A 13,676-nucleotide genomic window follows, 5' to 3' on the forward strand; every position below is an offset into this window, starting at 1 on the left:
TGAAAAATTCTAATATCCCTCACATTTCCACCTATTACGGCGGTAACTTCTGCCGAGCTAGCGGGCGGTACCTGCATCTCACCGTTTGTTTTTACCATTGTGGTGAGGTTGCGCATACTGAAACTCCCCAGTTTTAAATCCAGGGCTTCGCGCTGAAGTTCGTTCAGCATTACCACACCTTCGGGGCCTTCATGCTCCGCATGTTCCCCGGCTTCACTGTTTTCTTTTTTGTTGCTGTTGCACGACATGAGCGTTACTACCACAAGAAGTGCTAAAAATATTTTCGTTTTCATTTTTATCTGTTTTTATAATTATTGACCTGTTATGTATTCCAATTGTTCTTTAATTTCGAAGAAATCTGATAGCCGTGATAAATATTCCTGCCTGGTTTTTATGGCTGATTCGGTATTCTGGATAAATTCAATATAACTGAGGCTGCCCAACCGGTAACCCAGGTTTGCCGCTTCAATTTGTTCGGCAGCAAGCGGCAGAGCTTCGCTTTTATAATATTCCAGCACTTCGCTCATTACTTTGTAACGGCTTAAAAGTTCCTTGTAAGAGGCATTCAGTTCCAATTCCCTTTGCTTGTATTCCTGTCCGGTAATCTGGTAATTGATACGGGCGGCTTTTGTTTTCCCTGACTGGGAAAAGAACAGTAAAGGAACGGAAATGCCTGCTTCCCAACCATAAAAACCCGAAGTGCCATCGACCGATTGCCGCGAGTACCCCAAATCTAGTTTGGGTAAAAAATTGGCCTTTTCGGCTTTCCACTCTGCATCGGATACATCAAGCTGCTTCCTGTAATAATTTAATAAGGGAACATTGTTTAATGAATCAACTGAAAAGGCAGCATGAATCGTTTTATCCCATGCTTGTCCGGCATCGGTAATTTTAACACCGCCAGGGTACATCAGGTACTGGTTCAGAATTTGCAGCGATGCCAGGTATTCGCTCTCAGCCTGTTTCATATTCACCATTAACTCTTTGTATTTAGCCGAGGCAGAAAGGTACTCAACTTTGGATGTTTGTTGGGTTTTAAACCGCAATTCGGCAGCTTTCAGAAAATTGGTATAAATACTGTCAAGCTGATTGTACAATTCTGTTTGCTTTTTTGCAACCAGTGACCTGTACCATGCAAGGCTCACGTTTCTTACCAGTTCATTTTCTGTCAGTTCAAGTTTTGAAACAGCAAGGTCGGTACGTGATTTATTCAGTTTGGTTTTGGCAGGTATGCCAAACAAGTCAATTTCCGATTGTGTAACCCCTATTTGGTTTTGAATACCCACTGCTCCGTTTCCGGTTTCCTCTTTACCGGTGTAGATGGACGTATTGCCCAAATCGTAAGCTGTAGCTTTCAGGGCTTTTTGTTTCTCCACATCGAGCGAAGCTGCTTTTAACGAAGGGTAGTTTTCTTTTGCCCGTTCAATTGCCTGCTCAAGGGTAACTGAATTTTCCTGTGCTTTTAAGCTTCCTGAAACACCAAGTCCGCCAATGATGAGCAGAACGGTTATTACCGTGGTATTGAGTTTAGGCGCTTTCAGTTTGGTTTTTCCCGATTCAACCATTTTGTACAATACGGGCAAAACAACCAGTGTTAGAAGTGTTGATGTTAGCATACCGCCAATAACCACGGTGGCAAGCGGGCGTTGCACTTCGGCCCCTGCTGAGGTAGAAATGGCCATAGGCAGGAAACCCAGTATATCGGTTGATGCAGTCAGGAAAATAGGGCGTACCCGGCGTATAGAACCTTTTTTGATAATATCACCAAGGCTGAGTTTTCCCTCTTCTTTTAACTCGTTAAAACCGCTTATCAAAACCAGCCCGTTCAATACGGCTACACCAAAGAGTACGATAAAGCCAACCCCAGCCGAAATACTGAATGGCATATCCCGCAGGTAAAGCGAAAAAATACCTCCCACGGCCGCCAATGGAATGGCCACGTAAATCATGAGGGTTTGTTTAAACGATTTGATGGCGAAGAATACCAGCATAAATATCAATGCCAAAGCAAGCGGCACAACCAACGTAAGACGCTTTGACGCCCGTTCGAGATTTTCAAAAGCGCCTCCGTAGCGAATGTAATAACCCGAAGGCAGTTCGAGATTTTCATCGAGTGTTTGCTGAATTTCTTCTACCAGCGATTTAATGTCCCTGCCTTCCACATTAATACCTACATAAGTACGCCTGTTGGTATTGTCGCGGCTTATTTGCATCGGGCCGGGCTGGTAGCTGACATCAGCTACTTCTTTCAATGGAACCTGGTTTCCGTTTGGGGTGTTTACAAATAAATTCCGAAGGTCGTCGATACTTTGGCGGTGTGCTTCATCAAGTCGAACTACAAGGTCGAACATGCGCTCTCCTTCATAGATAACCCCGGCAACGCCACCGCTAAAAGCAGTCTCTACAACCGTATTCAGGTCTTTTATTTTTAAGCCGTATTGCCCCAGTTTGGTGCGGTTGTATTTTACCGTTATTTGAGGCAGCCCACGGGTTGCTTCGGCTTTTATGCCTTCAATCCCTTCAATCCCTGCAATTAAACCGGAAATTTCTTCGGCTTTGTCGGCCAGCATATCCAGGTCGTCGCCGTATAATTTAATAGCCACATCTTCACGAATACCGGTTAAAAGCTCGTTGAACCGCATCTCGATTGGCTGGGTAAACTCGTAGTTTATACCGGGCAAAACACTAACCTTTTCTTTTACCTTATCAATCAGCTCCTGTTTTGATTCAACCTTTGTCCATTCATCCTCGGGTGTAAGAATAACAAATATATCAGCAATATCAATCGGCATGGGGTCGGTAGGCAAATCTGCCACCCCAATACGGCTTTGTATTGATGCTATCTCATCGGGGAAATTCTCCAACACAATCTGTTCGATACGAGTAGATGCCTTTTCCACCTCTGACAGCGATGTTCCGGGTTTCAGGAAAGCCTGAAAAGCAAAATCACCTTCGTCCAACTGAGGGATAAATTCGGCTCCCATACGTGAGAAAAGGAATCCTCCGGAAATTAAAAGCACCAAGGCAATCCCCAGTACAAGCTTACCTTTGCGTAAAGCCCAGGCAATTACCGGTTCGTAAAGGTTTTCGAGTTTCCCGATAAAACGCTCACCCCAGGTTTTTTTATCTGTTTTTGGTGGTCTCAGGAAAAGTGCAGCCATCATGGGTATGTAAGTAAGACACAGTACCATAACACCCAATACGGCAAATCCAAAGGTCATGGCCATGGGTATAAACATCTTGCCTTCCACACCCTGCAATGCCAGTACCGGGATAAAGACAATAAGGATAATGAGCTGCCCGAAAAATGCGGAGTTCATCATTTTACTGGCTGAATTATAGGCTATTTCGTTTCGCCGGGGCAGCCCCAGTTTCTTCCCGATAAATTCATTCCGGTGCAGATAAAATATCATGCTTTCCACGATAATCACCGCCCCATCGACCAGAATCCCAAAGTCGATAGCCCCGAGACTCATCAGGTTGGCCCAAACGCCAAACACTTTCATCATGATAAATGCAAATAGCAAGGCAAGCGGGATGGTAGAAGCTACCAGTAAACCGCCTCGTAAATTGCCCAAAAAGATGACCAGGACAAAGATTACAATGAGTGCCCCCAGTGAAAGGTTTTCGGCTACGGTGGAGGTGGTGCTTTTAATCAGTTTGCTGCGGTCGAGAAATGGTTTTATCTCTACGCCATCGGGCAACGATTTTTGGATTAACGCCATTCGTTCTTTCACATCCTTGATTACATCGTTGGAGTTTTCACCCTTCAGCATCATCACGATACCGCCTACGGCTTCGCCTTTACCGTCTTTAGTAAAAGCCCCGTAACGCACAAAACTTCCGTATTTTACTTCGGCCACATCGCGTATAAAAACAGGTTGCCCGTTTACATTGGCTACCAGCGTGTTGCGGATGTCATCGAGCGAGCGCATCAAACCTTCGCCACGGATAAAGTTGGCCTGAAAATTTTTTTCGATGTATGCCCCACCCGTGTTTTGGTTGTTCTCTTCCAAAGCCTCAAAAACGTCAGACATGGTCAGGTTCATGCTTCGAAGCTTATCGGGGTTAATGGAAATTTCGTATTGTTTTCCGCGCCCTCCAAAGGAATTTACTTCAACCACCCCCGGAACCATTGCCATCTGGCGTTTTACAATCCATTCCTGCATGGTGCGCAGTTCCATGTCGTTATACACAGTGTCGTAACCGGGCTGAACTTCAAGCGTGTACTGGTAAATTTCACCCAATCCGGTACTGATTGGCGCCATAAACGGCTCGGCAAATCCTTCCGGGATTTTTTCCTTAATTTCTGCCAGGGCTTCGCTTACCAATTGCCGGGGAAGGTAGGTTCCCATATTGTCCTCGAAAACTATTGTTACCACTGACAGCCCAAACCGGGAAACCGAACGAATTTCGATAACCCCCGGCAGGTTGGCCACCGATAGTTCCACCTGGTAGGTTACAAACTGCTCAATGTCTTCGGTGCCCAGGTTGGGCGCGGTGGTAATCACCTGCACCTGGTTGTTGGTAATGTCGGGCACGGCATCCAATGGCACTTTGGTCATCGACCAAATACCACCGATAATAAGCCCAATTGTCATCAAACCAATGAGGGCTTTGTTTTTGATTGAAAAAGATATTATACTATTTATCATTTGATTTCTTTTAATTATTAATGTGAATCCTGTACAGCATTTTTTTCTATGCGTTCAAATTTAATACGTTCGCAGTATCATGGCAATGCAAGGATGTCTAAGTCAACTGCTCAATATTTAAGAAAGAAAAATGAATTATATTTTGGGTGGTTGCCAGATAGATGCAACAGGGCTTGAAAGTGCAGGTTCTTTCAATTTAATATCTAAAGTAATTACCACTAAATTGATAAAGGAAATACTAAAAAATGAAGGGAAAGAAAGCGTTTGGCAACTATGACAAAAACAAAACGGGGAACATAAATCAACATCGTTTGACTGATTCGGGCTTTGTTTCACCAATTCCAGGGAAACGGAATTTGTATTGGCAGTTTGAACATCATTGCACGGCATGGCTGTTAAAACCATGATATACGCTGATAATATGACTGCTATATATTTCATACGTTAAAAATTGTTTAAAATACAATGGCAAAACTAATAAAATGTTGATGCAACCGGGTTGCAAAGTTATTTCTTACAATTTGAGCAAATACCTTTCACAACCATATTCACATATTCGAAAAAAAAGTTACAGGGAAGGTTTATTGTTGGAACGGGATATGGTTGAACGCTCCACTTTTTCAAATCGCTGTTCCAAATCCGCCAGGCTCAGCGCTTTTCCTGATTCAGATAATGTTTTGTAAACCAAGCTTCGCATGGCAGTTGGCTTCACGTTTTTTGATTCGAGTTTTTTGTCGATTTCATTGTTTTCCATACCTGTAAATATTTAAGATGCAGTTACCTTTATCTGCTTTATTATTGAACTTTACTTTTTATAAGCCAACAACCTCAACGCATTAAAAACCACAACAAGGGTTGAGCCCTCGTGAATCAGCACGGCAATGCCAATACCTGCCAGGCCAAGGATGGTTGACGGAATAAGTACAGCTACGATACCCAGGCTAATCCAAAGGTTTTGTTTTATGATACCTTTTGCTTTTCTGCTCAGTCCAATGGCAAAGGGAAGGATTTCCAGTTTGTCGCCCATCAGGGCAATATCAGCGGTTTCGAAGGCTACATCCGAACCGGCCGCGCCCATGGCTATGCCCACGGTGCTGTTGGCCATGGCGGGTGCATCATTAACGCCATCGCCTACCATTGCCACCTTCGATTCCTTCTTTCTGAGTTTTTTTATGGCATCTACTTTTTCCTCCGGCAACAGGCTGCCCCAGGCATCGGTCAGGCCTATTTCTTTTGCCACGGCATCGGCCACTTTTTGGTTGTCGCCCGTGAGCATGACCATCCGTTTGATACCGGTTTTCTTTAATTGCTCCAGCGTACTTTTTGCCTCTGCCCGCGGTGTGTCCATTAAGGCTATGATGCCCACATATTCGTCATTCTGGCGAATAAGCATTGTGGTGTTCCCTTCTGCTTCAAGCGTTTTTACTTTTTCCGTAATTTTTTCCGAAGGTTTTTTATCATCGAGGGCTTCATACAGTTCCAGGTTGCCAATATATACTTTATCTTTTCCCAGTGTTGCCTTGATACCTTTTCCCAAGACGGCTTCCAAGTCCTTGGCCTCGGGAATGCTAATCCCTTCCAAACGTTTTTTGCCGTCCCTCACCACCGCCTTTGCCAACGGATGGTCGCTCAGGTTTTCCACGGCTATTGCCATTTTGAGTAATTCATTTTCATCGGTATTGTTCAGTGGAATTACTTTGGTGAGTTTTGGTTTGCCTTCGGTAAGGGTGCCGGTTTTATCGAACGCCAGGGCGGTTAAAACACCCAGGTCTTCCAGCGGCCGTCCGCCTTTGATAAGCACCCCGCTTTTTGCGGCCCTTGCTACTCCGCTCAGCACGGCGCTGGGCGTGGAAATGGCCAGCGCACAAGGGCTGGCGGCTACCAGAACGGCCATCGCCCTGTAAAAGCTGTCGCTAAAATTTTCGTCGATGACCAAAAAAGCCCCAAGCAATAACACCACCAATCCTAAAACGGAAGGCACAAAGTATTTCTCGAACTTGTCGGTAAACCTTTGGGTGGGCGATTTTTGTGTTTGGGCTTCATTAACCAGTTTTACCAAACGGGAGAGCGTAGAGTCGCTGGCTTCCCTGGTGACTTTAATTTCCAGCGTGTTGTTGCCGTTGATGGTGCCTGAAAAAACCCTGTTTTCATCACGAATGTCCTTTTCGTTGGAGTAGTCCTTTTGGGGGTCATCCACGGGCATTTTATCCACCGGTACACTTTCGCCCGTTATTGGGGCCTGGTTCACGCTGCTTTCGCCGCTAACCACAACGCCATCGGACGGGATTTTAGTGTTGGGCTTCACTACGATAACGTCTCCGATACCCAGTTTTTCAATGCCTACCTCTTCTGTTTTCCCGTTCTTCTTTAGTAAGGCGGTTTTGGGGGCGAGTTCGGCCAAAGCAGCAATAGATTTGCGGGCTTTGTTCATAGCGAAATGTTCGAGTGCATGGCCCATACTGAACAGGAACAACAGCAAAGCGCCTTCGGCCCATTCGCCCAGTATAGCTGCTCCGATGGCTGCAACCAGCATGAGGAAATCAATTTCAAAACCCCCTTTGGCAACGGTTTGTATGGCTTCTTTGGCCGTGTAGAAACCACCAAAAAAATAAGCTCCGATGTACAGCGACAAGCTAACCCACGAAGGGACTGCATCCACGAAAGAGAGGCCAAAACCAATGGCCAGCAATATTCCGCAAATGATGGAGAAAATCAACTCCGTATTTTTACCCAAAAGGCCGCCATGGGCATGTTCATGTTCTTCCCCTTCTTTTTCTTCGTGTTCAGGCTTTTTTTCAGGCTGCTTGTCTTTCGGCGCTTTCTCCGTTTCTTTGATGCCGCGAAGATATTTCCCGACTTTTAAGGCAGTATCGGTTATACCAAGGCCTTCTTTTCGTAAAGCTTCAACTATTGCTGCTTCATCAATCTGCCTTGTGTCGAACTCAGCCCGTACCATTCCCGAGGCAGAAACCGATGCTTCAATGATACCGTTCAAGTCGCGCAGGCTGCGCTCGATACTGCGTGCATGGCGCGTGTGGCGGATGCCTTCTACGCCGATGAGCTTGTGCCCGGTTTTTTCGGTAATGGACGCCCCTGTTTGCCGGGCAATTGAACGTACACGGTCAATGGAAATCAATTCCGGGTCATAGTGAAAACAAAGCTGGGGTACGCCATTTTCGGCAGCTTCTGAAACGTGGACTTTTTCCAGCCCTTTTTGCTCCTGAAGCAGTGAGATAAGCTCCTGAACGCATTGGTCTTTTTCATCCGGTACTTCGGGTAAAATGAGTGGTATTTCTAACTTTAGTTTTTTCATTTTAGAAAGATGTTAATGGTTTACACAATTTTTAAAACAGTTGTCAATCCAAGGCCAATTTTTACAATTACATTCGTAAAAACTTTGAATCACTCAAAGTAGTGATTGATTCCATTACTCTCGCCAATTTCAATTTTATGGCATAAGTCAGAATAACCAGGAATTCATTATTAGAATCCTTTATTGAAGAAAAGGGGTCTATTGCTACTACTTTTACTTCATTCTTATTTATTTGTTGTAAAACAATATTAAAGGGTAACGAAGCCGTAATTTCCCCTTTCATGTCAAGAACATTATAAAGAAAATCCATATTACAGGCTCCCAGTACTACAAATTCAGGACATATATTGCCAAGTTTTAAGTAAACTTTTTCCTGCATATCAATTTCATAGAATAATTCAAAATCTTCCTTCTTTAAAGATATTTTTACTGCCTGTAAAATATCTTTAAAATTTCCTTTAATTACTTTGTTGAAATAGTATTCCATGGTAAAAAGTTTTAAGCCTAAACTCCCGCCAGTCAATAATTAAGAAAGCCTGATATACAATTTTCATCTCCTTTTTTTCTTTTTCTTTTGGTTTTGCAGGTTATTTGTATTCACTCTTTGCAAAATAATTAAGGCGGAATCCAGTTTCATTTCAATTCTATTCTGGTTTTCATGCAAATAATCCATCATGTAGTTAAGGTTGTCAATAATCTGTCCCTGAATTTTTAATATTTCAAGATGAATTACATCATCCGGAACCTTTTTTAGCAGCTCAATCTGAACAGAATCTGATTGAGAAACCTTAATACTATCGGGTACCTGCCCTTTTGAAGGATTGCAAAATACCATTAAAACAAACAGAAAATATACAGCTTTGCCTATCATATTATTAATTTTCAAATTATTTAAAAGGGGTATTTAAAAGATGTCAATTAATTAACAACCTGAGATTTATCTTTGATTCAAGAAAAATCTTTAAACACCCCTTATTATCTTTACTATCTTGATTGGTCATTCACTATCACCGGTGATTTACCATCGGTGACGATGATTTTCGAGTTAGGCGACCTTACTAAATCCCTGGTAATTTCAAGCGCTTTATATTCAATTACCTTATCGGTAAGTGAAGCGTTTAAAATATCGTTTGACTTTTTAACGGATTCTGCTTCAATTAAAAGCCGTTCGGCTTCCCGCTCTTGTTTTTCAATGACAAAGTCAAGCGCTATCCGTTTTTTGGCCACATCGAGTTCGGCTTCTTTTTTTTCTTTTTCAATTTGGTAATCCAGGTTTTTGCGTTGTATTTCCAAATCAATCTCGGTTTTTTTAGAAACCTGTTCGGCATTTAATTTTGCCTGGATGGTTTGTGTTATAGCAGATGGCAGGTCAATGTCTTTAATAAGTACCAGGTCGATAGAAAAGCCATATTTGCCAATGGTTTCTGCGAGTTTGTCCTTAACCGATTGTTCAACTTCGTTACGCTTTGTGATTAATTCGACAGCCGGATGATTAAGCCCTTCCTGGCGCACAGCTGTGATTAAGTTGTTAATGATAAGTGAACTTTGGTAATACCCATCGAATTTTTGATAAATGCTTTGTGCCGAATCCGGGATTAAATGATAAAGCAGGGTTATCTCGGAAGTTACTTCTATTCCTTCGCTGCTATGAAAACCAACTTTATTGGAATATTCGATAACCCGTGTATCAAAACGTTCTATTTTTGTGCTTATGATTCCCCGTCCATGCAGTCCGGGCGTCAGGATACCAGGTTGGATTTTTCCATATTTTACTTTTAATCCTACTTCGCCCGGTCGAATAACGGCACAACTGCTTAAAAGGGCAACAACTGCTGTAATTAATACTAATTTTCTCATGATAAACAATGTTTTAAAAAACTTTAATAATAAAATCCTACATTCTGGAATTTGAAACTTCGTTTTTGTTTTGATTCCAGATATTCAACCGTTTCACTGGTTGAAAGCGGATTGGTTACGTTTCCCGTTCGCAGGAAAAAAACTGTTTGATTGTTTTCCTTAAAATAAACAGGCCGTATAGAGCGCTCAATGAATAAGGAACATATTTCCTTATCGTTAATAGTATGGAATGACACCTGTATTTTACTACAGATATCTTTTCCAAAGGCATTTGAAATAATGAGCATCAGCCTTTGTTCAAAACCATCTTTGGTTTTCTTTTTTAACGACCAATAATCATTTTCCAGGCCTAAAATCTCGCCGAAATCATTAACACCAATTAATAAAGTACCTCCTTTCCCATTTAAAAATCCGGCGATTGATTTTAAAATTACATGTTCCAGGTTTTTGTCTGTTTTCACCTGGCGGTAGTCGTGCCTGAGCGATGATTTGAATTCTACTTTCTCATTTTCACCTTTCTCAATTAGTTTTAAGATATCTGAAGTGCCAGGTATTTTACCCTTTTTTCTTTTTTTGTAACGGTAAAAAAGAGTGGCAAAAACAATCCCGACTATAAGAATGGCCAAATCCATAAAAAAAATACCAATGTCTGCCGGGCGTAAAAGAACATGGTAGATATTCCATACAATTTTCAGGAACGAAGGTTGATGAGTCAAAAATTCATATTGGTATGTGGCAATTAAAAGTGGGGCTAAAACAAGGAAGAAGAATACACCCCCTATTAACTGCCATATAAACAAACCTTTAAAATATTTTTTCATGTCAATTATGTTTTAATCAAAAAAACCGGGGAAAAATATTTCCGCAGTATAGCTAAACCGTTAAACCCCTTCAGCACGACAATGCGGGCACCACCGGCCCTGCTTAATATTGTCGGGGGTTGATTGAAACCTGTGCCCGTGCTTACATTGCCACAACATTTTTGTTTTACAGTTTTTATATTCTTTTGAGAGGCATTTTCCACCCCTTTCACGGGCAAGAACATGCATCGCATCAATGCCCAAAGGTTGGGTGCCCGCACAATGCGGGCACCAACTTTCCCTGACTTTTATACTAAATGGAGTCGCAAACCATTGATGCCCTTTCTCACATTGCCAAAGTAGTTTTATCCTGCTATTAACATAATAATGAGACAAACATTTCCCTCCTTTCGCAAATGCTATTTTGTGCATTTCAAGTATACCTTCCATGGTTTCTATGCTATTAATCCAATCTAATATCCTTCCCTGTTTTTACACGAAAAGCTTTTTCAACATCCGAAATATAGATAAGGCCGTCCCCCGGGTTCCCGGTACGTCCCTGCTCCGAGATGATAGCAACAATTTTATCCACATTTTCTTTGTTGCATACAATTTCAATTTTGGCCACCTGGCTGTCGGTGATTGAGAATTGTGTTGAAACAGAGGGGTCAGAGTTTTCAAGGTTGCCCGTTCCTTCTGCTGATGAAACGGTGAGGTTGGGAAACCCTGCTTCGATTAAATGATGACATATATCATTAACTTTAAATGGCTTTACAAATGCTTTTATTTCTTTCATAATTTATTTTTTTTACATTGTTAAAAACATTACTGGTTCACACTTTATGCTTAATGACTGTGTGATGTCTGGCTCTTCTTCATTTCAGAAATCAGGTAATATGCATTGTTTAAGGCAAGCATTGCATCTTCCGGTAATGGTTCAAGCAGTTTCACTTCAACCCACCCATCTTCTTCAATTCCGGTTATTATCTCCACAGGTTGAAATGCCCACTCAGTTTCACCGTCTTCTTCATGTTTTTCTGCCATAAAAATGTACGATTTGCCTTCTTCTTCCACTATGGCGCCTTCGGGCAAAGCGGGCAAAAGATTACTTTCGGTGTGTATTTTGCCATTGATGTACATTCCTGTAATCAGATAACCTTCTTTTTTCTCAATTTCTGCATGTACATGCACGGCCTTCGGATTTTGTTCAAACTGCCTGCCCACTGCAAATATTTTGGCGGAAAGGGTTTTGCCGGGTGCCGATTGTACCGTGAAATACACTTTTTGCCCTTCTTTTACCTTATACACATCTTTTTCGAATACCATCAGGTCGGCATGGATATGCTCGTTGTTCACAACCATAAACATTTCTTTTTGCGGGTCAACGTACTGACCGAGCTGTATCAGCACTTTTTCGATATAACCATCAATAGGGCTTACCACTGGAATGGTTTCATAAATTTCCCCTTCCCGGATATTTTCAACATCGATACCGAGCATTTTTAACTGTGCCTCGTAGCCTTTTACTTCTCCTTTCATTGCCTGATAATCGGCCTGAACCTGCTGAAAGGCTTGCCCTGAACCAACCTTTTCCTCAAAGAGACGTTTCTGCCGCTCAAATTCCTTTTCGAGGAATTGTACCTGGCTATAGACTTTCAGGTAATCCGTCTGCAATTTTGCAATGTTGGGATGTGCCAGATAAGCAATTACCTCACCTTTGCTTACCTTGTCGCCCTCGATTACTTTAATGGAAGTTACATTGGCGCCAAGAATAGCTGTAATTGTTGCTTCATGCTGCGGGGGAACTTCCAACTGCCCGTTGGCCTCTACCACTCCCGAAAGTGCACGGACAGGCAGGGTATCAATTTCCATTCCCAGGCTGTTGAACTTCAAATCTGACAGATGCACTTCACGCATTCCACCTTCTTCTTCATGGCCCTCTTCTGCATGTCCTTCTTCTTCGTGGTTGTCTTCGTCATGCCCTTCTTCTTCGTGGGTTTCATGGGTTTCACCTTCATGTGCGTCTGAATTAGCTTCCTTATTATTGCCACAACCAATCAAACCCACCGTGACAAAAACAATTGCGAGAATTTGTATGATGTACTTTTTCATTTTTTATATTTTTTGAATTAATGATTTCTGTTTATTTTTCAATTTGATGTTTTTAAATAATATTCAAGTTGAAAGCGGCTATCGAGGTAACTCCCGAAGGCATTCCATGAATCGACTTCGATTTGCACAGCGTCTCTGATGTTTTGCAAAAAAGCTACGTAGTTTATGGCGCCTTCATTGTACGCTGTGATTGCTCCCTGGCGTTGTTCTCTGGCAAGGGGAAGCGCTTCATCGCGGTAATAGTTCCACGAATTGAGCCACTTGAAAAATTCTTCCCGGGTACTGCCCAGAAAAGAATTAAACTCAAGTTGTGTCTGCATTAAGTTTTGTCCGGCAATTTCCCGTTCAATCCTGGCAGATTGTACCCGGCCTAATTCCGGCCCGAAAACAAGGGGAATGCGGATTCCCACTTGGTAAGAATAAAACCCGCTTTCTCCTCCCACTTTCTGTTTATTGTATCCTCCACTGAGTTTTGGTAGAAATTGCGATTTTTGCTCCCTGATAGTTGCATCTGCCACGTTAATACGCTGCCGGGCAAAATTTAGTATTGGGTGGACGCCGGCAGTATTTGAAATTAAATCAGCAGAATTTTCCAAAGTGCTTACCGGCACTTTTGAAACAGTATAAAGCGTATCGCCGGCAAACCAAGCGTTAAGTTTTTGAAGGGCTGCGAGGTAATCGTACCAGGCCTGTTCTTTTTGTATTTGCACCTGATTGGCTTCGTTTATTGTGGCAAGATATTCCAGTCTGGAGCTTGCCTGAGTTTCCAGCCTAAGCTCGGCTGCCCTTTTTATATCTGCAAAAACGGAATCGAGACCATTGTACACCCGGTAGTTATTCCAGGTAGCATACGCATTTCCCCAGGCGCGTTTGACTTCCCGCTCTACTTCAATTTCAGTAAGGTTAAGAGCCGATTCTGCAAGTGTAATATATTCTTCC

12 protein-coding genes and 1 pseudogene are annotated in these 13,676 nt (G+C 42.5%); all 13 read right to left on the bottom strand.

The window, feature by feature from the left end:
* Positions 1-293, bottom strand: a pseudogene (locus NC99_RS05945) (efflux RND transporter periplasmic adaptor subunit); the annotation flags it as partial.
* An 18-nt stretch (positions 294-311) separates the two neighbouring features.
* Positions 312-4,655 (bottom strand): CusA/CzcA family heavy metal efflux RND transporter, encoded by a 4,344-nt coding sequence (locus NC99_RS05950; RefSeq protein ID WP_053180864.1) that lies wholly within the window; start codon positions 4,653-4,655, stop codon positions 312-314.
* Between the two features lie 135 nt (positions 4,656-4,790).
* Positions 4,791-5,096, bottom strand: a complete 306-nt coding sequence (locus NC99_RS21830; protein WP_157624533.1) for a DUF6660 family protein — start codon at positions 5,094-5,096, stop codon at positions 4,791-4,793.
* A gap of 127 nt (positions 5,097-5,223) precedes the next feature.
* Positions 5,224-5,409 (bottom strand): hypothetical protein, encoded by a 186-nt coding sequence (locus tag NC99_RS05955; protein WP_239684420.1) that lies wholly within the window; start codon positions 5,407-5,409, stop codon positions 5,224-5,226.
* Between the two features lie 51 nt (positions 5,410-5,460).
* Complete coding sequence (locus NC99_RS05960; protein WP_053180867.1) at positions 5,461-7,968, bottom strand: heavy metal translocating P-type ATPase; 2,508 nt, start codon at positions 7,966-7,968, stop codon at positions 5,461-5,463.
* A gap of 67 nt (positions 7,969-8,035) precedes the next feature.
* Positions 8,036-8,455 (bottom strand): DUF302 domain-containing protein, encoded by a 420-nt coding sequence (locus NC99_RS05965; protein WP_053180870.1) that lies wholly within the window; start codon positions 8,453-8,455, stop codon positions 8,036-8,038.
* A 63-nt stretch (positions 8,456-8,518) separates the two neighbouring features.
* Positions 8,519-8,839: a hypothetical protein gene (locus NC99_RS05970; RefSeq protein ID WP_053180873.1), complete on the bottom strand. Its 321-nt coding sequence runs from the start codon at positions 8,837-8,839 to the stop codon at positions 8,519-8,521.
* A gap of 113 nt (positions 8,840-8,952) precedes the next feature.
* Entirely contained in the window at positions 8,953-9,825 is an 873-nt protein-coding gene (locus tag NC99_RS05975; protein ID WP_053180876.1) for a prohibitin family protein, read from the bottom strand.
* Positions 9,826-9,848: 23 nt separating this feature from the next.
* Positions 9,849-10,646, bottom strand: a complete 798-nt coding sequence (locus NC99_RS05980) for an AlbA family DNA-binding domain-containing protein (protein ID WP_053180879.1) — start codon at positions 10,644-10,646, stop codon at positions 9,849-9,851.
* 60 nt (positions 10,647-10,706) lie between these two features.
* Positions 10,707-11,075, bottom strand: a complete 369-nt coding sequence (locus NC99_RS22755) for a zinc-ribbon domain-containing protein (protein ID WP_053180882.1) — start codon at positions 11,073-11,075, stop codon at positions 10,707-10,709.
* 13 nt (positions 11,076-11,088) lie between these two features.
* Positions 11,089-11,421 (bottom strand): P-II family nitrogen regulator, encoded by a 333-nt coding sequence (locus NC99_RS05990; RefSeq protein ID WP_053180885.1) that lies wholly within the window; start codon positions 11,419-11,421, stop codon positions 11,089-11,091.
* Between the two features lie 50 nt (positions 11,422-11,471).
* A complete protein-coding gene (locus tag NC99_RS05995) occupies positions 11,472-12,737 on the bottom strand; it encodes an efflux RND transporter periplasmic adaptor subunit (RefSeq protein ID WP_157624536.1) in 1,266 nt (421 codons plus the stop codon).
* A gap of 38 nt (positions 12,738-12,775) precedes the next feature.
* Positions 12,776-13,676: TolC family protein (locus NC99_RS06000; protein ID WP_162231156.1), on the bottom strand; the 901-nt coding region annotated here is incomplete at its 5' end.

Source organism: Sunxiuqinia dokdonensis (assembly GCF_001270965.1).
Taxonomy (GTDB): domain Bacteria; phylum Bacteroidota; class Bacteroidia; order Bacteroidales; family Prolixibacteraceae; genus Sunxiuqinia; species Sunxiuqinia dokdonensis.